General features: G+C 61.3%; 18 protein-coding genes. 7 read left to right on the forward strand and 11 right to left on the reverse strand.

The annotated features are described in order from the left end of the window. Positions 1-19: 19 nt before the first annotated feature. Positions 20-259 carry a hypothetical protein gene (locus ACN0Q0_RS10965; protein WP_417243436.1) on the reverse strand — a complete coding sequence of 80 codons (240 nt, stop codon included), beginning with the start codon at positions 257-259 and terminating at the stop codon, positions 20-22. Further along, entirely contained in the window at positions 259-1,008 is a 750-nt protein-coding gene (locus ACN0Q0_RS10970) for a methyltransferase domain-containing protein (RefSeq protein WP_417243437.1), read from the reverse strand. Before ACN0Q0_RS10970 ends, ACN0Q0_RS10965 begins: the two co-directional genes overlap by 1 nt. A gap of 64 nt (positions 1,009-1,072) precedes the next feature. Here ACN0Q0_RS10970 and gloB point away from each other — a divergent pair, with 64 nt between their 5' ends. From gloB to ACN0Q0_RS10985, 3 genes are all read left to right on the forward strand, one after another. Further along, positions 1,073-1,837 (forward strand): hydroxyacylglutathione hydrolase, encoded by a 765-nt coding sequence (gene gloB / locus ACN0Q0_RS10975; protein ID WP_417243438.1) that lies wholly within the window; start codon positions 1,073-1,075, stop codon positions 1,835-1,837. A gap of 286 nt (positions 1,838-2,123) precedes the next feature. Further along, the gene (gene clpA / locus ACN0Q0_RS10980; RefSeq protein ID WP_417243439.1) at positions 2,124-4,457 is read left to right on the forward strand and encodes an ATP-dependent Clp protease ATP-binding subunit ClpA; all 2,334 of its coding nucleotides are present in this window, start codon (positions 2,124-2,126) and stop codon (positions 4,455-4,457) included. Positions 4,458-4,540: 83 nt separating this feature from the next. Then, entirely contained in the window at positions 4,541-5,443 is a 903-nt protein-coding gene (locus ACN0Q0_RS10985) for a M23 family metallopeptidase (RefSeq protein WP_417243440.1), read from the forward strand. A 32-nt stretch (positions 5,444-5,475) separates the two neighbouring features. On the opposite strand, the gene ACN0Q0_RS10990 is transcribed toward ACN0Q0_RS10985, so the two are convergent. The 3 genes from ACN0Q0_RS10990 to ACN0Q0_RS11000 all read right to left on the reverse strand — a co-directional run bounded on the left by ACN0Q0_RS10990 (position 5,476) and on the right by ACN0Q0_RS11000 (position 8,981). Then, positions 5,476-7,119, reverse strand: coding sequence for a peptidoglycan -binding protein (locus ACN0Q0_RS10990; protein ID WP_417243441.1), 1,644 nt, complete (start codon positions 7,117-7,119; stop codon positions 5,476-5,478). A gap of 3 nt (positions 7,120-7,122) precedes the next feature. Beyond that, positions 7,123-8,325 (reverse strand): biopolymer transporter ExbB, encoded by a 1,203-nt coding sequence (locus ACN0Q0_RS10995; protein WP_417243442.1) that lies wholly within the window; start codon positions 8,323-8,325, stop codon positions 7,123-7,125. A gap of 92 nt (positions 8,326-8,417) precedes the next feature. Further along, entirely contained in the window at positions 8,418-8,981 is a 564-nt protein-coding gene (locus ACN0Q0_RS11000) for a gamma-glutamylcyclotransferase (protein ID WP_417243629.1), read from the reverse strand. A gap of 79 nt (positions 8,982-9,060) precedes the next feature. Between ACN0Q0_RS11000 and ACN0Q0_RS11005 the strand changes: the two genes are divergently transcribed. Next, complete coding sequence (locus tag ACN0Q0_RS11005; protein WP_417243443.1) at positions 9,061-10,062, forward strand: DUF2125 domain-containing protein; 1,002 nt, start codon at positions 9,061-9,063, stop codon at positions 10,060-10,062. A gap of 23 nt (positions 10,063-10,085) precedes the next feature. Here the strand turns inward: ACN0Q0_RS11005 and ACN0Q0_RS11010 are convergent, their stop codons facing one another. The 6 genes from ACN0Q0_RS11010 to ACN0Q0_RS11035 form a co-directional block, all read right to left on the reverse strand. Next, positions 10,086-10,880: an extensin family protein gene (locus tag ACN0Q0_RS11010; RefSeq protein WP_417243444.1), complete on the reverse strand. Its 795-nt coding sequence runs from the start codon at positions 10,878-10,880 to the stop codon at positions 10,086-10,088. After that, positions 10,880-11,803 (reverse strand): prephenate/arogenate dehydrogenase family protein, encoded by a 924-nt coding sequence (locus ACN0Q0_RS11015; RefSeq protein WP_417243445.1) that lies wholly within the window; start codon positions 11,801-11,803, stop codon positions 10,880-10,882. The genes ACN0Q0_RS11010 and ACN0Q0_RS11015 overlap by 1 nt, the downstream gene beginning before the upstream one ends. Beyond that, positions 11,800-12,888: a histidinol-phosphate transaminase gene (gene hisC, locus ACN0Q0_RS11020; RefSeq protein WP_417243446.1), complete on the reverse strand. Its 1,089-nt coding sequence runs from the start codon at positions 12,886-12,888 to the stop codon at positions 11,800-11,802. Before hisC ends, ACN0Q0_RS11015 begins: the two co-directional genes overlap by 4 nt. A gap of 178 nt (positions 12,889-13,066) precedes the next feature. Further along, positions 13,067-13,687 carry a 30S ribosomal protein S4 gene (gene rpsD / locus ACN0Q0_RS11025; RefSeq protein WP_417243630.1) on the reverse strand — a complete coding sequence of 207 codons (621 nt, stop codon included), beginning with the start codon at positions 13,685-13,687 and terminating at the stop codon, positions 13,067-13,069. 226 nt (positions 13,688-13,913) lie between these two features. Continuing rightward, positions 13,914-15,002: a Hint domain-containing protein gene (locus tag ACN0Q0_RS11030; RefSeq protein WP_417243447.1), complete on the reverse strand. Its 1,089-nt coding sequence runs from the start codon at positions 15,000-15,002 to the stop codon at positions 13,914-13,916. Between the two features lie 296 nt (positions 15,003-15,298). After that, positions 15,299-15,694, reverse strand: a complete 396-nt coding sequence (locus ACN0Q0_RS11035; RefSeq protein WP_417243448.1) for an MAPEG family protein — start codon at positions 15,692-15,694, stop codon at positions 15,299-15,301. A gap of 227 nt (positions 15,695-15,921) precedes the next feature. Here ACN0Q0_RS11035 and ACN0Q0_RS11040 point away from each other — a divergent pair, with 227 nt between their 5' ends. The 3 genes from ACN0Q0_RS11040 to ACN0Q0_RS11050 all read left to right on the forward strand — a co-directional run bounded on the left by ACN0Q0_RS11040 (position 15,922) and on the right by ACN0Q0_RS11050 (position 19,747). Beyond that, positions 15,922-16,512: a TetR/AcrR family transcriptional regulator gene (locus tag ACN0Q0_RS11040; RefSeq protein WP_417243449.1), complete on the forward strand. Its 591-nt coding sequence runs from the start codon at positions 15,922-15,924 to the stop codon at positions 16,510-16,512. Between the two features lie 97 nt (positions 16,513-16,609). Continuing rightward, positions 16,610-18,265, forward strand: coding sequence for an energy-dependent translational throttle protein EttA (ettA, locus tag ACN0Q0_RS11045; protein WP_417243450.1), 1,656 nt, complete (start codon positions 16,610-16,612; stop codon positions 18,263-18,265). A 186-nt stretch (positions 18,266-18,451) separates the two neighbouring features. Then, entirely contained in the window at positions 18,452-19,747 is a 1,296-nt protein-coding gene (locus ACN0Q0_RS11050) for a hypothetical protein (RefSeq protein WP_417243451.1), read from the forward strand. Positions 19,748-19,952: the final 205 nt, after the last annotated feature.

Below are 19,952 nucleotides of genomic sequence, written 5' to 3' on the forward strand. Positions count from 1 at the left end.
GGCGACGGATTCGGGCGAGTCACCCGCTTTGTGACCCCGAGACGGCCCGATCCCGCGTCATCATGGCATACCCTTTACGGGTCATGTCACGCCACCGGAACGCGGCGTTGCCTTGGCCGCACACCTGTGACGCGGCACGGATCAGGGCGGGGCGGCGCAGGGCCGGACCGGCTTCGCCGCGGTAAATCAGACCGGCTTCGCCACTCGACATTAAACCGGCTTCGCCACTCGACATTAAACCGGCTTCGCCACTCGACATTAAACCGGCTTCGCCTCGGGCAACGCGCCAATGCCCCCCAACACCCGATGGGGACGCCGCGACGTGACGGGCGACCCCGTGCCGGTTTGCGCATAAACCTGTTTGGACACCTCGAGGATGATGACCCCGCCCGCAAGCGCCGAGGACACCTTGCGCCCGAACCGTTCCCACACCGGACCGGAACGCAACCAGAACCGGCGATGCGATGGCGGTTGGAACAGTGCGGCGCGGTGGCGCTCGGACACGAATCCCGCCTGTTTGAGCTGCATCTCCAACTGACCGAGCGAATAGGGCCGCCCGTAGCCGAACGGCGTGGCATCCGACCGCGACCAAAGCCCCGCACGGTTGGGGACAATAAACAACGCCCGCCCGCCCGGCCCGAGCACGCGCCAACATTCCTCCAGAACCGCCGATTGGTGATCCGAGGTCTCAAGCCCGTGCATGACAATGAGCTTGTCCACAAATCCGGTCTGCAACGGCCACATGGTTTCGCGGCACAACGTCGAGACATTCGGCAACCCCGCAGGCCAGTGCATCACACCCTGTTGGTCGGGCATCAACGCCACGACCCGCCGCGCATCCGCAAGGTAGGGCCGCAACAACGGCACCGAAAACCCGAAGCCCGCAATGGTCTGGCGCGAGGCATCGGGCCACAAATCGGTCACACAATCGCGGATTGCCCGCTGTGCCGCCCGCCCCAAGCCCGTGCGGTAATAAAAATTTCTTAGGTCTACGACGTCGAGATGCATTGCAATACGGTGGCCCAGAGACAAGTGTTAGGGATCAGAATGACCCAAAGCCGGAGAAAACACCATGCTAGAGATCGTCACCGTTGCGGCCCTATCGGACAACTACGATTTTCTGGTGCATGACCCCGACACGGGCCGCACCGCCGTGGTTGACGTGGCCGAGGCCGAACCGGTCCTCGACGCGCTCGATTATCACGGTTGGACCCTCACCGACATCTGGCTCACCCACCACCATTGGGACCACATCGACGGCGTGGCCGACCTTGTGAAAGAAACAGGCGCAAAGGTGCTTGGCGCGAAAGCCGACCAACACCGCCTGCCCGCCCTCGACACGGTTGTCGAAGCGGGCGGCAGCTTCGCCTTTGGCGCCCACACGGTCGAGGTCATGCCCGCCGACGGTCACACCATTGGCCACATCGCGTTCCACATCCCCGGCGCCCACGCGCTGTTTTCGGCCGATAGCCTGATGGCCCTCGGCTGTGGGCGCCTGTTCGAGGGAACGCCCGCGCAAATGTGGGAGACCCTACAGCGGTTCATGGCCTTGCCCGCCGATACCATCGTCTATTCCGGCCACGAATACACCGCCGCCAATGCCAAATTCGCCCTCACGATCGAGACGGGCAATACCGCGCTGCACACCCGCGCCCGCGCCGTCGAGGCCGCTCTGGTCGAGGGAAAGTTCACCGTCCCCGCCCCGCTCGCGCTCGAACTGGCCACCAACCCGTTTTTGCGCGCCGGCGAGGACAGTGTGAAGGCCGCCATCGGCATGAGCGGCGCCGACGATCTTGCCGTTTTCACCGAAATCCGCGCCCGCAAAGACGCCTTTTGACCACGCACGCCAGTGCTATTCCGGTGTGGCGCGACACCCTGCCCTGCGGGCGTTGCGGTCACACATCCGCCACCCCCGGGCGCGCCGTTGGGCGCGACAGCACAGCCAAAGCCCCCGAACGCAACAAATCCGCACCAAAAGACGCCAATCACGAAAATTTATGGCAGTTTTGCGAATTTCCACTTGAAGTATGGGCGTTTCAATCAAACTTTAACAGTATCAGGCCACGGTTGCTGTAGGGCCAGACCTGCCCCCCAACAGCCCCAGACGAAGGAGCACTGTCGACGTGCCGTCATTTTCCAACACCCTTGAGCAAGCGATCCACTCTGCCTTGGCGCTGGCAAACGCCCGCCACCACGAACTGGCTACGCTAGAACACCTTCTCCTTGCCCTCATCGAGGAGCCGGACGCCGCGCGTGTCATGCAGGCCTGTAACGTGGACCTCGACGAGTTGCGAAAAACCCTATCCGATTACATCGAGGATGACCTGTCGACACTCGTCACCGATGTCGAAGGGTCCGAAGCCGTGCCGACCGCCTCGTTCCAACGGGTCATCCAACGCGCCGCCATTCACGTCCAATCGTCTGGCCGGACCGAAGTGACAGGCGCAAACGTCCTCGTGGCGATCTTTGCCGAACGCGAAAGCAACGCCGCCTATTTCCTGCAAGAACAGGATATGACCCGCTATGACGCCGTGAACTACATCGCGCATGGTGTGGCCAAAGACCCCGCCTTTGGCGAAAGCCGCCCCGTATCGGGCGCCGACGACGAGACCGATGGCGCGGGACCGCAAACCACCGTCGAGGGCGGCGAGGCCAAAGAATCCGCACTCTCCAAATACTGCGTCGACCTGAACAAAAAGGCCTCCGAGGGCAATGTCGACCCGCTCATCGGGCGCACCGAAGAGGTCGAACGCTGCATTCAGGTGCTATGCCGCCGCCGTAAAAACAACCCGCTTCTGGTGGGCGATCCCGGCGTGGGTAAAACCGCCATCGCCGAAGGGCTCGCCAAAAAGGTGAACGATGGCGAAACCCCCGATATCCTCGCCAAGACCACGATCTACTCGCTCGACATGGGCGCGCTTCTGGCCGGAACGCGCTATCGCGGGGATTTCGAGGAACGCCTCAAAGCGGTGATGAAAGAGCTTGAGGATCACCCCGATGCGATCCTGTTTATCGACGAGATCCACACCATCATCGGCGCAGGGGCCACCTCGGGCGGCGCGATGGATGCCTCCAACCTGCTCAAACCCGCACTTCAGGGCGGCAAGCTGCGCTGCATGGGCTCGACCACCTACAAAGAATTCCGTCAGCATTTCGAAAAAGACCGCGCTCTGGCGCGCCGGTTCCAGAAAATCGACGTCAACGAGCCCTCCGTGGATGACGCCGTGAAAATCCTTATGGGCCTCAAACCCTATTTCGAGGACCACCACGACATCCGCTACACCAATGATGCGATCAAAACCGCCGTCGAACTGGCCGCGCGTTACATCCACGACCGCAAATTGCCCGACAAGGCGATTGACGTGATCGACGAAGCGGGCGCGGCACAGCACCTCGTGGCCGAAAGCCGCCGCCGCAAAACCATCTCCCCCAAGGAGATCGAGGCCGTCGTGGCAAAAATCGCCCGCATCCCGCCCAAAAACGTCTCCAAGGACGACGCCGAAGTGCTCAAGGATCTCGAATCCTCGCTCAAACGTGTGGTCTTTGGTCAGGACAAGGCCATCGTTGCCCTGTCCTCCGCCATCAAACTGTCGCGGGCGGGCCTGCGCGAGCCGGAAAAACCCGTCGGCAACTACCTGTTCTCCGGCCCCACCGGTGTCGGCAAAACCGAAGTGGCCAAACAGCTCGCCGATACGCTTGGCGTTGAACTGCTGCGCTTTGACATGTCCGAGTACATGGAAAAACACGCCGTTTCACGCCTCATCGGCGCCCCTCCCGGCTATGTCGGGTTCGATCAGGGCGGGTTGTTGACCGACCGCGTCGATCAGCATCCGCACTCTGTGCTCTTGCTCGACGAGATCGAAAAGGCCCACCCCGACGTGTTCAACATCCTGCTTCAGGTGATGGACAACGGCAAGCTGACCGACCACAACGGCCGCACGGTCGATTTCCGCAACGTGATCCTCATCATGACCTCCAACGCGGGTGCTGCCGAACAGGCCAAGGACGCCATCGGCTTTGGCCGCGACCGGCGCACGGGCGAGGACACGGCGGCGATCGAACGCACCTTTACGCCCGAATTCCGCAACCGCCTGGACGCCGTGGTCTCCTTTGCACCGCTGCCCAAAGAGGTCATCATGCAGGTGGTCGAGAAATTCGTGCTGCAACTCGAAGCGCAGCTCATGGACCGCAACGTTCATATCGAACTCACCCCCAAAGCCGCCGCATGGCTCGCCGACAAGGGCTACGACGACAAGATGGGCGCACGCCCCCTTGGCCGCGTGATTCAGGAACACATCAAAAAACCGCTCGCCGAGGAATTGCTGTTCGGCAAATTGGCCAAAGGCGGCGTTGTCAAAGTGGGCGTCAAAGACGGCAACATTGATTTGCGGATCGAAAAACCCGACGCACCGCGCATCGGGCGCTCGAAAAAGCCGCCACTTTTAACGGCGGATTGATCCGGACCCCGATGATCCGGTCCGCATGTCTCGCGACAACATTGCTCTCCCTCGCTGGCCCCGCGCCCGCGAGGGAGCCGCTTTTGAACCCGCCGATTGACTGCACTCTGGGCGAGACCTGCTATATCCAGAATTACGTCGATACCGACCCGAGCGCGGGCGCGGCCGATTTCACCTGTGGTCCGCTCAGCTACGATGGTCACAAAGGCACCGATTTCGCCCTGCCCTCGCTGGCGGCGATGGCCGCGGGCGTCGATGTGCGCCCCGCCGCCCCCGGCACCGTCTTGGCCATCCGCGACGAGATGGCGGACCACCTCCAAGACGGCCCCGACGCCCCCGACGTGTCGGGACGCGAATGCGGCAACGGTCTTGTCATTGATCACGGCGACGGGTGGACCACGCAATATTGCCACATGGCCCAAGGCTCGATCAGCGTCACCAAGGGACAGCGCGTCTCCAAAACCACCCCCCTCGGACAGGTCGGCCTGTCGGGCAAAACCCAATTCCCCCACGTCCACATGACCCTGCGCCACAAGGGCCAAGTCGTCGATCCGTTCAACCCGAACGGCCTCATTGCCTGTGGCACGGACGCGCTGCGCGGTGACACGCTGTGGCAAACCCCAATCGCCTATCAGGCGGGCGGATTTATCTCTGTGGGCGTGTGGGACGCCGTCCCGGATTATGGCGCGATCAAAGCGGGCGCGGCGGGTGCCGATGCGCTGCCTGCCACGTCGCCCGCCCTCGTGGTGTTCGGCTACGCCTTTGGGGCGCGCACGGGCGATGTCATGCGCCTGACCCTCACCGGCCCCGCAGGCACGGTGATTTCGCAAGACATGGAGCTGACCAAAAATCAGGCGCTCCTGTTTCGCGCCGCCGGCAAACGCGGCACCGCATGGCCCACGGGGCGCTACACGGGCGCGGCCACATTGATGCGCGATGGCGAAACCGTCGACACGATGACCCGCGCCATCGAGATCGTGAACTGATCTGACGGCCCGCCCCGAACAGGGAACGCGGATTATTTCTCGGTCAATTTCAATTCGATACGGCGGTTTTGCGCGAGGGCTGCGGGGGAGTTTCCGGTGGCCACGGGTTGATATTCGCCGAACCCCGCCGCCACCAGACGGCTCGCGGGAAACCCCAAGGTCTCGCTCATGAACCGCACCACGGACAGGGCGCGGGCCTGTGACAATTCCCAGTTGTCGGCGTATTGCCCCGTACCCGACAGCGGCGTGTTGTCGGTGTGACCATCGACGCGGATCACCCAGTCAATCCCGGGCGGGATATCTTGGGCCACATCGTTGAGAATGCCCGCGACCCGCGCAATCTGCGCCCGCCCGTTTTCCCCCAGATCGGCCGAGGCAGGCTCGAACAGCACCTCGGACGAGAACACAAACCGGTCGCCCACAATGCGCACCCCGTCGCGATCCCCAAGGATTTCACGCAAGCGCCCAAAGAACTCGGAGCGGTAGTTTTCCAGTTTCTTCGCCTCTGCCTGCAACCGGATCCGCTCGGCCTCTTCCAGTTGGGCGCGGCGTTTCTCCTCTGCCGCAACCTGCGCCAGGGCCGCATTGAGCCGCGAGGTCAGCGCATCAATCTGGACATTGTCCGCCGCATCCGCCGCCGCCCGCGCATCCAAAATCGCCTGTAGCGACGACAATTGCCCGCGCAATTCGGTGACTTGCGCGTTCAACAACGCCACCTTGCGCGCGCCTTCGGCCGATTGCGCCTGTTCCGATTGCAACGCCGCCTGTGCCGTGGCCAACAGCGCCGCCTGTTTTTGCGCATCGCTCAGCCCGGCATCAAGATCGGCCTGAAGGGTCTTGCGCGCGGCCTCGGCAGCGGCCAACAGCGTCAATGTCTCCTCCGCGTCCTTGCGTGCGCCCTCAAGCGCGAGGGTCATCGCCGTCAATTCATCATTGGAGGATTTGAGCTTTTCGCGCAGCGCCTCTAACGCCGCCGCATCCGCCAAACGCGCCTCCTCGGCGGCGGACAACTCCGCAACCCGCGCCGAAAGCGCGGCCTCGCGGGTCTCGGCCTGCGCCCTCATATCCGCCAACATCGCCTCGACCGCTTCGCGCCGTGCGGCGGCCAGTCGCGCCTGTTCGCTCGCCACGTCAATCTCGTCACGCGCCGCGGCCAAGGCCAGTTGCATCGCCTCTTGCTCGCTGATCACCCTGGCATTTGCCGTTTCCAACTCGGCCACGGTGGCCCGCAACGCCACACCATCGGCACGGGCGGCATCACGGTCGGCCATCAGGCTCGCAACCTGCTCCTCGAACGAGGCAATCCGCGCCGCTTGGGTTTGCGCCTCTTGCGACAGCGCTTCATTCTGGGTCTGAAGCGAGGCAATCAGCGCGGTTTGCGCCTGTGCGAGGGAGCGCGCCTCCCCCAATGTCGCCCGCATCACCCCCAATTGGTCGTCCAACCCCGCCGACCGCGCCTGTTCCAGACCCAAGGCCTGTGACAGCGCACTCACCTCCGCCGTCAACGCATCCAGTTCGGTTTCCTGCCCCGTAATGGTGTCGCGCAGCATGGATTGCATGATCATGAAAATCGTCAGCACAAACATCAGCACCAACAACAACGCCGTCATCGCATCCACGAACCCCGGCCAGATCGATCCGGACATACGTTGCGAGGAACGGCGCAGAACAGCCACGGATCAGACCTTTGGCCCGAGGATATCACGCAGCGTCCGCGACACGCCCGCAATCTCGCGGCGCACCTCGCTCAGACTTTCCTGACGCCCCGCAGAGATCTCTTCGAGGATGCGCAAAAGCTGCACATCGATCGACCGCAACCGCATCCGGCTTTCGGCGTCCGCATTGGTCGTCTGTGCCGTCTCGCGCTGTTCCAACAGGCCGATCAGGCGCTCTTGTCCGGCGATGACACGCGCCATCGCCTCCGTGTGGCTCCGCCCCGCCTCATCATCACGCCCCGCCTCATCACGTTCGACGTCTATCCGCGCCACAAGCCCCTCGACCGCCACGGCCAAGGTGCCAAGGCGGTCATCGACCACCGCACGCGACATGTCCGATTGCAGGTAGATGTTTTGCAGCGTCTCCATCTGTTGGCTCATGTGATCCAGAACCGCCGCCGCGCCCGACATCTCGCCACCATCCCCCTCGGCGGCGGAAAACCCGATGCGGGTAAAGGACGACAACCACTCCTCGAGTTCGCGGAAAAACCGGTTTTGACCATGGGAGGCAAACAGCTCCAACATGCCCACAACCAGGGACCCCGCAAGCCCCAACAGCGACGAGGCAAAGGCCGTGCCCATGCCGCCCAACTGTTGCTCCAACCCGCCCATCAGGCGCCCGAAAATATCCGTCGAGCTTTCACCATCTTGCGGCGCAAGCGACCGGATGGTGTCGACCACGGCAGGCACCGTGGTGGCGAGACCATAGAACGTCCCCAAAAGCCCGAGAAAAATCAAAAGGTTGGTGATATAGCGCGTGATATCGCGCGCCTCATCAATGCGGGTCGCCACGGAATCCAGAATGGACCGCGCGGAGCTTGACGAGATTTGACGCCGCGCCTCACGCCCGCGCATCAGCGCGGCAAGCGGAGCCAGAAGACGCGGCGCATGTTTGCCGCCATCATCGGGGCGCACCCCCGCAAAGCGTTCGATCCAGTTGACCGAGGCCACCAGTTGCAACACTTGCCAAAAGCACGCGAGAATGCCGATAAAAAACACCACGGCAATAAAGCCGTTGAGATAGGGGCTGGCGAGAAACACCGGCGCCACACGGGGCAGCGCGATGTAAAACCCGGATCCCGCAAGCGCGAGCACAATCACCATCATGGTGAATTGTCTCACAGGTTGCGAAAAATGTAGCCCGGCCTCGCGATCGGGGTGGTCCATGTGGGCCTGTCCTGACCTGTCGTTTCTGTTGGCGCCACGATAGGGGAGGATTGGAATCCTGCCAATACGCGATTTCGTGTTTTCCCCTTGAATTACCCGCCGCACCCGCGCTGTGCGATGCGCAAACGGACCAGATCGGCCAGTTGATCGAGCTCGCGGTCCTCCATCCCCAACTCGGCCAGATGCAGCGCGGTGTTGAACAGGTACTCGCAATTCGGCCCCCGCCCGCCACAGGCCGCCGCAATCACATCCGCCTGCGCCTCAAGCGACAAAAGGCCGGTGTATTGCTCATGGCCACGGTCCACGACATAGGCGAGACTGTCGATGGTGCGCCCGTCATCCAACGCCAACGGCACCGTACATTCCAAATAGGCGGAGCTGACCAACTCGCGTTCGCGCAGGCGTGCAAGCGCCGCCCCGGCCTCCGCCCCCGTCACGTGATAGGCCAGCCCGCGACACGAGGCCCCCGTTTCGGCGTCGAGCGCCAACACCAGACCCGGTTCCTCCGGCGAGCCGCGATGATGGATCGACCACATGCAGAACGAGCGGGCATAGCCGGTCAGCGTCGCGGGGATCCGCTCGGCAAAGGTGAACTCGGGATTCCACATCAGCGATCCATAGCCGAACACCCAAAATCCGTTGCTGTTGCTGTTCATTGCATCCACTTTCCTCTTGCGACTCCGCCCGTTAAACACCACGACACGGTGAATGTAAAAGAGCGAAGAAAGACCCCCCATGCGCAAACTCCTTTGGCTGATCCTCATCGCGGTCGTGGTCTATAGCGGCTACTGGCTTGTCGGGGCAAAAAGCACGGAACGCGCCATCGCGGGGTGGATTTCCGCCCGCGGTGCCGAAGGATGGCAAGCCGAATACGACGATCTGCGCACGGGCGGCTTTCCGTTGCGGTTCGACACCACCATCACCGCCTTGTCCCTTGCCGATCCGGCAACCGGCGTGGCTTACGCTGCCCCGCGCCTCGAGATCAACAGCGCAAGCTACGCGCCCACAGCGCTCAGTGCGGCCTTTGCCTCGGGGGCGACCTTTGCCACGCCGCTGCAACGCATCGACATCACCCATGATCGCGCCGGAGCCGATCTGTTCATGGACGCCGGCCCGAACCTGACACTGGATGTGGCGGCCTTTGCGCTTGAAAACCTCACCGTCACCTCGACCCTCGGGTGGGGCGTCACCCTCGCGCAGGGCGCGTTCGACACCAAGCGGCACGCGGACACCCCGCTCACCCATGACATCCGCTTTACCGCCCGCGATTTTCGCCCCGACGACGGGGTGATGGAGAAACTCGACATCGACGGGGTGCTGTCCGACCGCTTCGAGCAGCTCGATATTGCACTCACCGCCACATTCGACGCGCCGTGGGACATTCACGCGCTTGAGGGCGCGCGTCCACAGCCCACACGGATCGACATCGACACCTTTGCGGCCAAATGGGGGGCGCTGGATTTGCAGATCGCGGGCGGGTTCGACGTCGATGCACGCGGCACGGCCACGGGCAAAATCGCGCTCAAGGCCCGCAACTGGCGCGAGATGATCGAGATCGCCACCGCCACGGGGCTGATCCCCGCCGACATGAAATCCCTCGCCCTGCGCGCGGGTCAGGTTCTGGCCGGACTGAAAGGCAACGCCGAGACCATCGACGCGGACCTGACGCTTGCGGACGGGATGATCGTGTTGGGGTTCATCCCCATTGGTCCCGCGCCGAATTTCACCATCCGCTAGGCGCCCCCGCACCCCGCCTCCCGCTACCGGCAATAGCTGCCGGAGCGATAGCGGGCGGTGTCGAAATGGAAATGGTCGCGGTGGTATCGGTTGGCATTGGGGCCAAGCACGGTGCCGAACGGCCCACAGGCCGCTTTGTGCATCGCCCTGAGCGCCTTGCCCTTTTTGCCCTTGCCCCAATCCTTGAGCACAGACACGCGGTCACCGTTTTTCAACAGAACCGCACCCACATCCACCGCGCGGCCACGGCCATGTTCGGACACCTTTGCGCCGGCCTGGTTGTTGCGGGTGCGACAGGCATAACTGGCCATGATGCGCAATCCGGCCGCCCCGCCACCCATGCGTGCCACCGCCGGTTTCGCACCCTTTTCCACCCAAGTGTAAAGCGCCTTTGCCGTCGGGCAATCAAGCGTCGCAGGGGGCGAGAGTTTCAGTCCCGCAATCTCCGTCACGCGAACGGGCGCGTCCAGACCACAGCCCTTGATACGGGCGGGAATGGCGCTTGCCGCTTGGCCGCGAATGCCGTCAACGCCACAGACCGAGCCCGATTTGCCGTAGCTGACCTTGCGCACAACCGTGGCGGCCTGTGCCTGTCCGGCCAATCCATCGGGCCGTTTGCGCGGCACAGGAGAGCGGGTCACAACCGGCGCGGAGGCCACCCATTCGGCCTCCGGCGGCTGCGGAATTTCGCGGCCGATATCACCGCCGGGGCGTAAAACCGGGATGGGAGAGCGCGACAGCTCGGCGGCCACAGGCACGGGCCGGAACAGCGCCACCACCGACACCGCCGCCGCACACAGGATCACACCCCCACGCATCACTCGGCCTTTTTGGCCCGTCCGAAATCCGGCGCATCCGTATCCTGACCCGCGTCAATGATGCTGCGGCGAATACCACGGGTGCGGGTGAAATAGGCGTGCAAATGCGCGCCGTCGCCCTGACGAATGGCGCGTTGCAACGCGAACAATTCCTCGGTGAACCGCCCCAACACCTCCAGTGTCGCGTCCTTGTTCTCAAGGAACACATCACGCCACATCGTCGGATCAGAGGCGGCAATCCGCGTGAAATCACGAAACCCCGCCGCCGAAAACTTGATCACTTCCTGATCGGTCACGCGGCTCAAATCATCGGCCACACCGACCATCGTATAGGCAATCAGGTGCGGCGTATGGGACACCACCGCACAGACCAGATCATGGTGATCCGCGTCCATGCGCTCGGTGTTCGACCCGAGGATCTTCCAGAACCGCTCCAACTTGAGCACCTCCGCCTCATCGGCATCGGCGGGCGGCACAATGAGGCACCAGCGGTTATCAAACAGCTCGGCAAACCCCGACCGCGGCCCCGAATGTTCGGTCCCCGCCATCGGGTGGGTGCCGACAAACGACACGCCATCGGGCAACAGCGGCGTGACCGCGGCAAACACGGATTTCTTGACCGAACCGACGTCCGTGACCAATGCGCCCGCTTTCAACGCCGGTGCAATTTCGGCCATCACCGCGCCCATCGCGCCCACCGGCACGGCAAGCACGATCAGGTCGGCCCCCCTGACGGCCTCCGCCGCGCTATCACACACATGATCCACGAGGCCGATCTCGCGTGCGGTGTCGCGGGTGGCCTGAGACCGCGCATAGCCGGTGATCTCTCCGACCACACCGGCACGGCGCATCGCCAGTGACATGGACCCCGCAATCAGGCCCAACCCGATCAAAGCCACACGGTTGTAGAGGAGCTCGCTCATCGGGTTTTCTCTAAAAACTGCCCGATGGTGTGCGCCACACGGCGGCACGACGATTCGTCCCCCACGGTAATGCGCAAACAATTGGGGAGGCCATACCCCGCCACACGGCGCACGATCAGGCCGTTGGTTTTGAGGAACTCGTCACAGGCCTCTGCCTCGTCCTGACTGCGGAACCGCGCCAGAATGAAATTGGTACAGGAGGTATCGGACGGCACCCCGTGCTCCATCAATGCCTCGGCCATCCACGCCCGCAACCGCGCATTGTCCGCACGGCATTTTTCAACCCATGCCGTGTCGCGCACGGCGGCCTCGGCGGCGGCCAGTTGCGGCTCGGACAGGTTGAACGGACCCCGCACACGGTTCAGCACATCAATGATTGCCTTGGGGCCGTATCCCCACCCGATGCGGATGCCGCCAAGGCCGTAGATCTTGGAAAAGGTGCGCGTCATCACAACGTTGTCACGCGCCTCGACAAAGGCAGCACCACCGTCAAAGCCATCGACATATTCCGCATAGGCCCCGTCGAGAACCAACAGCGTCTGGGGCGGCAGACCCTCGGCCAGACGCGCCACCTCGGAGGTGCCGATCATGGTGCCGGTCGGGTTGGCGGGATTGGCGATAAACACCAGTTTGGTCTTGTCGGTACAGGCCGCGAGAATCGCATCCACATCCACGACCCGCTCGCGTTCCGGCACGCACACCGGCGTGGCCCCTGCGGCGAGGGCGGAGATTTTGTACATGGAAAACCCGTGCTCGGTATAGACCACCTCGTCGCCCGCACCCGCGTAGCTCTGGCACAGGAATGTGATGATCTCGTCCGACCCGACGCCGCAAATGATGCGCTCTGCATCGAGGTTGTAGATGTCGCCGATCGCACCGCGCAAGGACGCGTGGTCGGTGTTGGGATAGCGGTGCATATTATAAGCCGCCCGCAAAAACGCCTCTTTCGCGCCCTCGGGGGAGCCAAACGGGTTTTCGTTGGACGACAGTTTGACGCTGTTTTCCACACCCGCAACTTTGCTCGCACCGCCCTGATACAGGGAGATGTCGAGAATTCCGGATTTCGGTTCGATTTGCACAGACATGACGGCTCTCATCTTTGGTCGCCAAACTCATAGCGGTGCAATCGCCACAAGGCCAGATGCCACAGCGTTCCGTAGGAACATGTTGCCCGCACGCCTCGGCCCGCTTTGCGCCCCTCCCCGCAACGAAAAAGGCCGCCCCCGAAGGAGCGGCCTGAAATCGTGGAACGGTCGGCCCGGATTAGTTCTGGGCGTAGAATTCGATCACGAGGTTCGGTTCCATGACAACCGCGTATGGCACGTCGGACAAGCCGGGCTTGCGCAGGAACGTTGCGGTCATTTTGGAGTGGTCTGCCTCGATGTACTCAGGCACATCGCGCTCGGTGAGCTGAACAGCTTCGAGAACGGTGACGTTCTGTTTGGACTGTGTGCGGACCTCGACGACGTCACCCTCTTTTACGCGGTAGGAGGGGATGTTGACGCGGACGCCGTTCACGGTGACGTGGCCGTGGTTCACGAACTGGCGGGCCGCAAACACGGTGGCCACGAATTTCGCGCGGTACACAACAGCGTCGAGACGGGATTCGAGCAGACCGATGAGGTTTTCACCTGTGTCGCCCTTGATGCGCTCGGCGTCGGCAAAGATGCGACGGAACTGCTTCTCGGTCAAATCACCGTAGTAACCTTTGAGTTTCTGCTTGGCACGCAGCTGCAGGCCGAAGTCGGACAATTTGCCCTTGCGGCGCTGACCGTGCTGGCCGGGGCCGTATTCACGACGGTTCACCGGGGACTTTGGACGACCCCAGATGTTTTCGCCCATACGGCGGTCAAGTTTGTATTTGGCAGATGTGCGTTTGGTCACGATCTGGATCCTTTCAACGGACATGAAAGGTGCTGTCCTTTCCCGCGGGAGTATTCCCTTGGGCGACAGGCGTCCCCTTGCGGGGGCCACCAACACCAAAATAATAAACGGCGCGCATTTCTGCACACCGGATGGCGGGCTTATACAAGGCGCGCGCACAGAGTCAAGCACCCCGCCACCACGAAATCGCACCGGTCAGGATCACAGCACTGGCACAGACCCCGGCCTACGCCGCCGCGTGCAACAAAATCGCCGCCTCGGCCGACGACAGGGTGCGCCGCGCCGCAGGCCCGTAGGCGTCCGTGTAACTCGCGAGGTCGGGGAAGGCCTCGATCAAACGGTGCCGCTGATCCATCGCCAGATCATCCAGATCGGTGAACGCCGGATGGAAGCTTTCGGTCTCCAACCCGTTGGCGAACACCACCTGATGACGGTCGAACATCAGATGGATGTAGGTGAGTTCCCGGAGCGAACGGTCGACAATCACCGAACGGTCGTTGACCAGATCGCGCGCCGCAACCAGAACCTCGTCCGCCGCGAACAGATCCCGCGCCGCCGCCCCGCCCAACAAGAACCGGTGCTGAGGCGACACAATCAGATCGCCATCCGGCACATCACCACCACAGAACGCACCGCCCGCAGATCCCGCGCCCAAGGCTCTGGCCCGCACCCGCACAGGGCGCAATTCCGGCATCGCATACAACCGCGCCCCCGTGATGCGGCGCCCGCCGATCCACGCAAGCCGTTGCGCCCCGTCATCCTTGGTCTGGACAAAATCGCCCTCGCGCAGATCCTCGACAAACCGCGCCCCGTCGGGGGTCATGATCCGCGTGCCGGGGGTAAAACAAATCACCCCGCCCGCCTTGGCCTCACGGGCCTCGGGGGCGGTGGCAACATGGGAGGAAATCACCCAAAGATCGGTGTCCACGGGCGGCATCGCCCCCAAACACATCACAAGCGGCACCCCCAGAACGGGCGTGTCGATCACCGTCATCTCGTATCGGGTCACCCCGTCGGTAATGTCGAACCCGCCGTCAAACAGCCGGTCCCTGCTGCCGTGAAATCCACCGCCCGCCCCGTCGGCGGCCGTCCCGATGAGACGCCGCACCTTGCGCGCGGCGCGTTGATGCAGTTCGTTATGTCCTATCGCATGATCGAGCAAAAGCACGTCGCGTGGACCGTCCACGCACACTGCATTCCCCGACCAGCGCCATGTTGCACCGATCGTCAACGCCGAGAGCGGCGCAGTCTCGAGGCCATCGACCTCGATCTGCGACCATGCGATGACAAACGTGCTAAGAGAGCCCGTTTCCATGCCTGTATTACTGCCTTGTCCGTTTTTTAATTGCGCCCAAGGTAGCACAGCAAAGCCCGCCTGTGAATCCCCTTTAAAGTCAACAGGTTTTGCGCGGGCTTGCGGTGCCGCGCCGCGTTAAAACTCAAGCCGCACATTGAGAGAGCCGACCACCTGCCCCCCCCGGGCTGCGCGGCAAATTCGGGCGACAGCCAAGCCGCACCATAAAACACATCCGCCGGACCGACCTGTGTATGGATCCCTGCCCGCACTCTAAACAGGTCGCGCCTTTTCGCACCCGACACACATGGCGTGACCTAGAGCAACACCTGCGCCGTTTTGACCGCCAGATAAAGCGTGGCCAGAGCGGTGATCGTAAAAGGCGGCACCCGCAAAAACGGGACGCCCGTATAGTAGATCGCCGTAAAGGCAAACCGCCCCACAACCATAATCATCGCCGCCCGCATTGCCCCCGCGCCCTCAACGCCCGTCACCATCGCCGCAATGAGCACAGGCGCAATATAGGTGACGGATTCAACCTGATTTCGGTAAATCGTTTCGACCCGCTTTCCAAAGGGCGATTTTTCGACCGCCGGACGGTTGGCGGTAAAGCCGAACCCGAACCCTTGGGTGGCATAGGTATAGGCAATCTCGAACAGGATCGTCGCGAGGGTCAAAACCCCGATCCCTAAAAGGGCTGCTTCAAAAGGCATCATTCTCTCCACGCGACCCCCGCCGGCACATCGCCCGCGCATCGCCCGCATATTGGCGCGCCCCTGTTGCATCTGGTGTTGCATCCGGCCACGCGGGTTAAAATCTATCCATCTGGATATAATGCCTTATCTATCCGAATGGATAGCTTGTCAATCCATGTATTTTCGCCCATGGTTCGCCTATCGTTCACCCACAGTTCATCGAATTGATTTCAGGAAACGCCCCCGTGTCACGCAGCCGCAAAGCCGACCCAGACGCCGCCCTGAATGCGGCCCTGATGCTGTTTTGGGAACATGGTTTCGCAGGGGTCGGGACACGCCAGATCGAAACCGACACGGGCATCACCCGCTTCACCCTGCAAACCACCTACGGCGGGAAACTCACGCTCTATCTCAAAGCACTGGACGCCTATCTCGACATGTTCGAGACCCGCGCAGCGCCCAACATGACCGATGGTAAACTCGACACACTGGCCAAATGGTTCGAACGGCGTGCCGACCCGGACCATCTCAGTGACTTCGCGGGGCTGGGCTGTATGGCGCTGAACGCCACGGTCGAGTTTCGCATGTCGCAACCACAGGTCACCGCCCGCATCCAACGGTTCTACGCGATTGTCAGTGGCGGGTTCGAGCGCGCCCTGACCGCCTGTGTCGAGAGCGGCGATTTGCCCCCCGCGTTCGACTGTCGCGCACAGGCGCAACTGCTCATGGCCAACGCCATCGGCATCAACATGATCATCCGCGCCCATGCCGACAATACCGCCTGTGCGGAGGTCGCCACCGCCACCGCCACCCTGATCCGAAGCTGGGCGCATTAACGCCATAGCCTCTTATCTGGTGACAGCCGTTGCCCCCGCTGTGCGGCTCCTGTATCTACCCCCTAAACCCACATATCCTCCAACGGAGCGCATTCTCATGGCAGCCAATAAATTCGTCTACTTCATGGACGGCGTCACCAAAGCCTATCCCGGCGGCAAGAAGGTGTTTGAAAACATCCGCCTCAACTTCCTTCCCGGTGTGAAAATCGGTGTGGTCGGCGTCAACGGCACGGGGAAATCCACGCTGATGCGGATCATGGCCGGTCAGGACAAGGATTTTCAGGGCGAGGCCTGGGCCGCCGAGGGCGCCAAGGTCGGCTACCTGCCGCAAGAGCCCGAGCTTGACCCGTCCCTCGATGTGCGCGGCAACGTCATGCTCGGTGTGGCGGAAAAGAAAGCCATCCTTGACCGTTACAACGAATTGGCGATGAACTATTCCGACGAGACCGCCGACGAGATGGCGCAGCTTCAGGATCAGATCGACGCCGAGAACCTGTGGGATCTCGACAGCCAGATCGACGTGTCGATGGAGGCGCTGCGCTGTCCCGCCGATGACGCCGATGTCACGTCCCTGTCGGGTGGTGAGAAACGCCGCGTGGCGCTGTGCAAACTGCTGCTCGAAGCGCCTGACATGTTGCTGCTCGACGAGCCGACCAACCACCTCGACGCCGAGACCATCGCGTGGCTGCAACAGCACCTGATCGAGTACAAAGGCACGATCCTGATCGTCACCCACGACCGTTACTTCCTCGACGACATCACGGGGTGGATCCTTGAACTCGACCGCGGCGCGGGCATCCCCTACGAGGGCAACTACACCGCATGGTTGGAGCAAAAGGCCAAACGCCTGTCGCAAGAGGCCCGCGAGGACAAGTCCAAGCAAAAGACCCTCGAGCGCGAACTTGAATGGATCCGTCAGGGCGCCAAAGCCCGCCAAGCCAAACAAAAGGCCCGTATTAACGCCTATAACGAACTGGCCTCGCAGTCCGAGCGCGAAAAGGTCGGCCGTGCGCAGATCGTCATCCCCAACGGTCCGCGCCTTGGCAACAAGGTGATCGAAGTCAACGGCCTGAAGAAAGCCATGGGCGACAAGCTGTTGATCGAAAACCTCGAGTTTTCCCTGCCCCCCGGTGGCATCGTCGGCGTGATCGGCCCCAACGGCGCGGGGAAATCGACCCTGTTCAAGATGCTCACAGGCGAGGAAAAACCCGACGCCGGCTCCGTCGAATACGGCGACACCGTCAAACTGTCCTACGTCGATCAGTCCCGCGACGACCTCGACCCCGACGCCAATGTGTTCGAGGCCATTGCCGACGGTCAGGACATCATCAAACTGGGCGACGCCGAGGTCAACGGGCGGGCCTATTGTTCGACCTTCAACTTCAAAGGCGGCGATCAGCAAAAGAAAGTCGGCATCCTGTCGGGCGGCGAACGCAACCGCGTCCACATGGCGCGTCTGCTGCGCTCGGGCGGCAACGTGCTGCTGCTCGACGAGCCGACCAACGACCTCGACGTCGAAACCCTGCGCGCCCTCGAAGACGCGCTGACCGAATTCGCCGGCTGCGCCGTGGTCATCTCCCACGACCGCTTCTTCCTCGACCGCATCTGTACCCACATCCTCGCATTCGAAGGCGACGCCCACGTGGAATGGTTCGAAGGCAACTTTGAAGACTACGAAGAGGACAAGAAGCGGCGGTTGGGACCGGATGCACTTGAGCCTAAGCGCTTGAAGTATAAGAAATTCTCGCGCTAATGCGCGAGAAGGTCTAATATTTGAGGAGTGCGGAAAAGCGAGTTTTCAAAGAAAACTCTGCGGCCGCACCCCGTAAGATTACTAGGTGCCCTTGCGTCAAACCACACCATGATGTTGAATAAAAAAGCCCCGCTGATTGGCGGGGCTTTTAATTATTGGACATACGAACAGTGAACGGAATTTATAGTGCGTTTCATCAATGTACCCCTAGACAAATTGGTTGTTAATCCGAAGAATGATCGCCACGGCACTTTGGGCTCTGAAAACGACGCAATAGCGTGGCTGTTCGAACATGAAGGCCCCAAAATGCTTGTCCTCGCCCAAGATATCGCCGAGCAAGGCCAAATTTATGATCCTCCCCTAATTCGCGTGCAGAAAAATAAAAACGTGGTTTTTGATGGCAATCGGCGTGTCACTTGTCTCAAGATTTTAGCTGGACTTATTCAACCGCCAAAAGATTATGAGAAAAAGCTTAGGCCATTGATTGAAAAGAGAAAAATCTCTGCCACTCAACCAATTAGCTGTCAAATTGAAACTTCGTCCACAATTGTTGATGAGATTGTAAGTCGCAGACACAACGGAACAGATAAAGGGCGAGGTCAGCTCCAGTGGGATACTCGCGCGAAAGGCAATCATGCAAATAGAGTGGGCGCGACTAACCAGTATCCTATTGCCGAAGCTGTCGAAAACCACCTCATAGAGGTAGGCTATCCGCATGCTCGAAAAGTCGGACGATCCACAATCTATCGCCTTATCAACGCTAAGAAAAGACAGAAGAAGATAGGAATCGCGTTGAATGAGGACGGAGCACTAAAGTTCCTAAGAGACAAAAAAAGCGTTACAGATGCACTGATCAAAATTGCTGACGATATAGTCGATAAGAAGCTTTCACTGAAGCACCTTCTGGATTCTAAAGGAGTGGAAGGCTACATGCAGAAGCTTGCAGATGCGGGCCTGACTTCCGATGATACACCTTCAGCAGAACCTACTTCCCCACAAACGCCCTTGCCTTCGGCTAAAGGCCCAAAGAAGCCACCTAGCAGAGAAACGCTTATCCCTGATACAGATTACGAAATCCATTGGCGGCAGTCACAAGGGAAAATCGAACAAGCTTGGAAAGAGCTGCAGTGGAACCTCAAATTTCGCAGGAATGAAATTGCCATACCGATAGTTTTCAGAGTTCTTCTAGAATTGTCTCTCGATTTTGCAATTTCCAAACGAAGTAGCCCCAAAAACTCAGCTTTAAGCTCAAAAGCCAAACACGTAGCGAAGCTTTTTCGCGACGAAGGGAAAATTGACAACAAAGCGCTCGGCGACATTGAAAGGCTTTGTGGTGACAGTAAATCACCGCGAGAAATCGAAGCGCTGAACAGGGTTGTTCACAGCCCGAATTTTACTATGGCCAAAGAAGATTTGATTGCGCTTTGGAACAGCACTGAAAAGCTCATCGTACTTGCCATTACATCCACCCCCCGCGACTGACCCGAGGGTGGGGGCGTGAAACGCGCCCTCCCGTCGCACCAAAGGTGCGCCGGCGAGAGACGGCATGCCGGGGAGGGTCAGGCGTTCGTGCGGAAAACAGTCCCCCCGACTGTTTTCTTTTCGCCCTCACTCTCGCACGTTGCTTCGCAACATGCTGTCAGCCCTACGCTTGGCGCTCACCCCCAATCTCCCCTCACGCCCAAAC

This window comes from Celeribacter sp., assembly GCF_048259695.1.
Taxonomy (GTDB): domain Bacteria; phylum Pseudomonadota; class Alphaproteobacteria; order Rhodobacterales; family Rhodobacteraceae; genus Celeribacter.

Coding starts and splice junctions, on each gene's coding strand:
- ACN0Q0_RS11030 (WP_417243447.1), bottom strand. CDS start 15,002: ATGGAAACGGGCTCTCTTAGCACGTTTGTCATCGCATGGTCGCAGATC.
- ACN0Q0_RS11005 (WP_417243443.1), top strand. CDS start 9,061: ATGCGCAAACTCCTTTGGCTGATCCTCATCGCGGTCGTGGTCTATAGC.
- hisC (WP_417243446.1), bottom strand. CDS start 12,888: ATGTCTGTGCAAATCGAACCGAAATCCGGAATTCTCGACATCTCCCTG.
- ACN0Q0_RS10970 (WP_417243437.1), bottom strand. CDS start 1,008: ATGCATCTCGACGTCGTAGACCTAAGAAATTTTTATTACCGCACGGGC.
- ACN0Q0_RS11010 (WP_417243444.1), bottom strand. CDS start 10,880: ATGCGTGGGGGTGTGATCCTGTGTGCGGCGGCGGTGTCGGTGGTGGCG.
- ACN0Q0_RS11035 (WP_417243448.1), bottom strand. CDS start 15,694: ATGCCTTTTGAAGCAGCCCTTTTAGGGATCGGGGTTTTGACCCTCGCG.
- ACN0Q0_RS10995 (WP_417243442.1), bottom strand. CDS start 8,325: ATGGACCACCCCGATCGCGAGGCCGGGCTACATTTTTCGCAACCTGTG.
- ettA (WP_417243450.1), top strand. CDS start 16,610: ATGGCAGCCAATAAATTCGTCTACTTCATGGACGGCGTCACCAAAGCC.
- ACN0Q0_RS11015 (WP_417243445.1), bottom strand. CDS start 11,803: ATGAGCGAGCTCCTCTACAACCGTGTGGCTTTGATCGGGTTGGGCCTG.
- ACN0Q0_RS10965 (WP_417243436.1), bottom strand. CDS start 259: ATGTCGAGTGGCGAAGCCGGTTTAATGTCGAGTGGCGAAGCCGGTTTA.
- ACN0Q0_RS11000 (WP_417243629.1), bottom strand. CDS start 8,981: ATGAACAGCAACAGCAACGGATTTTGGGTGTTCGGCTATGGATCGCTG.
- gloB (WP_417243438.1), top strand. CDS start 1,073: ATGCTAGAGATCGTCACCGTTGCGGCCCTATCGGACAACTACGATTTT.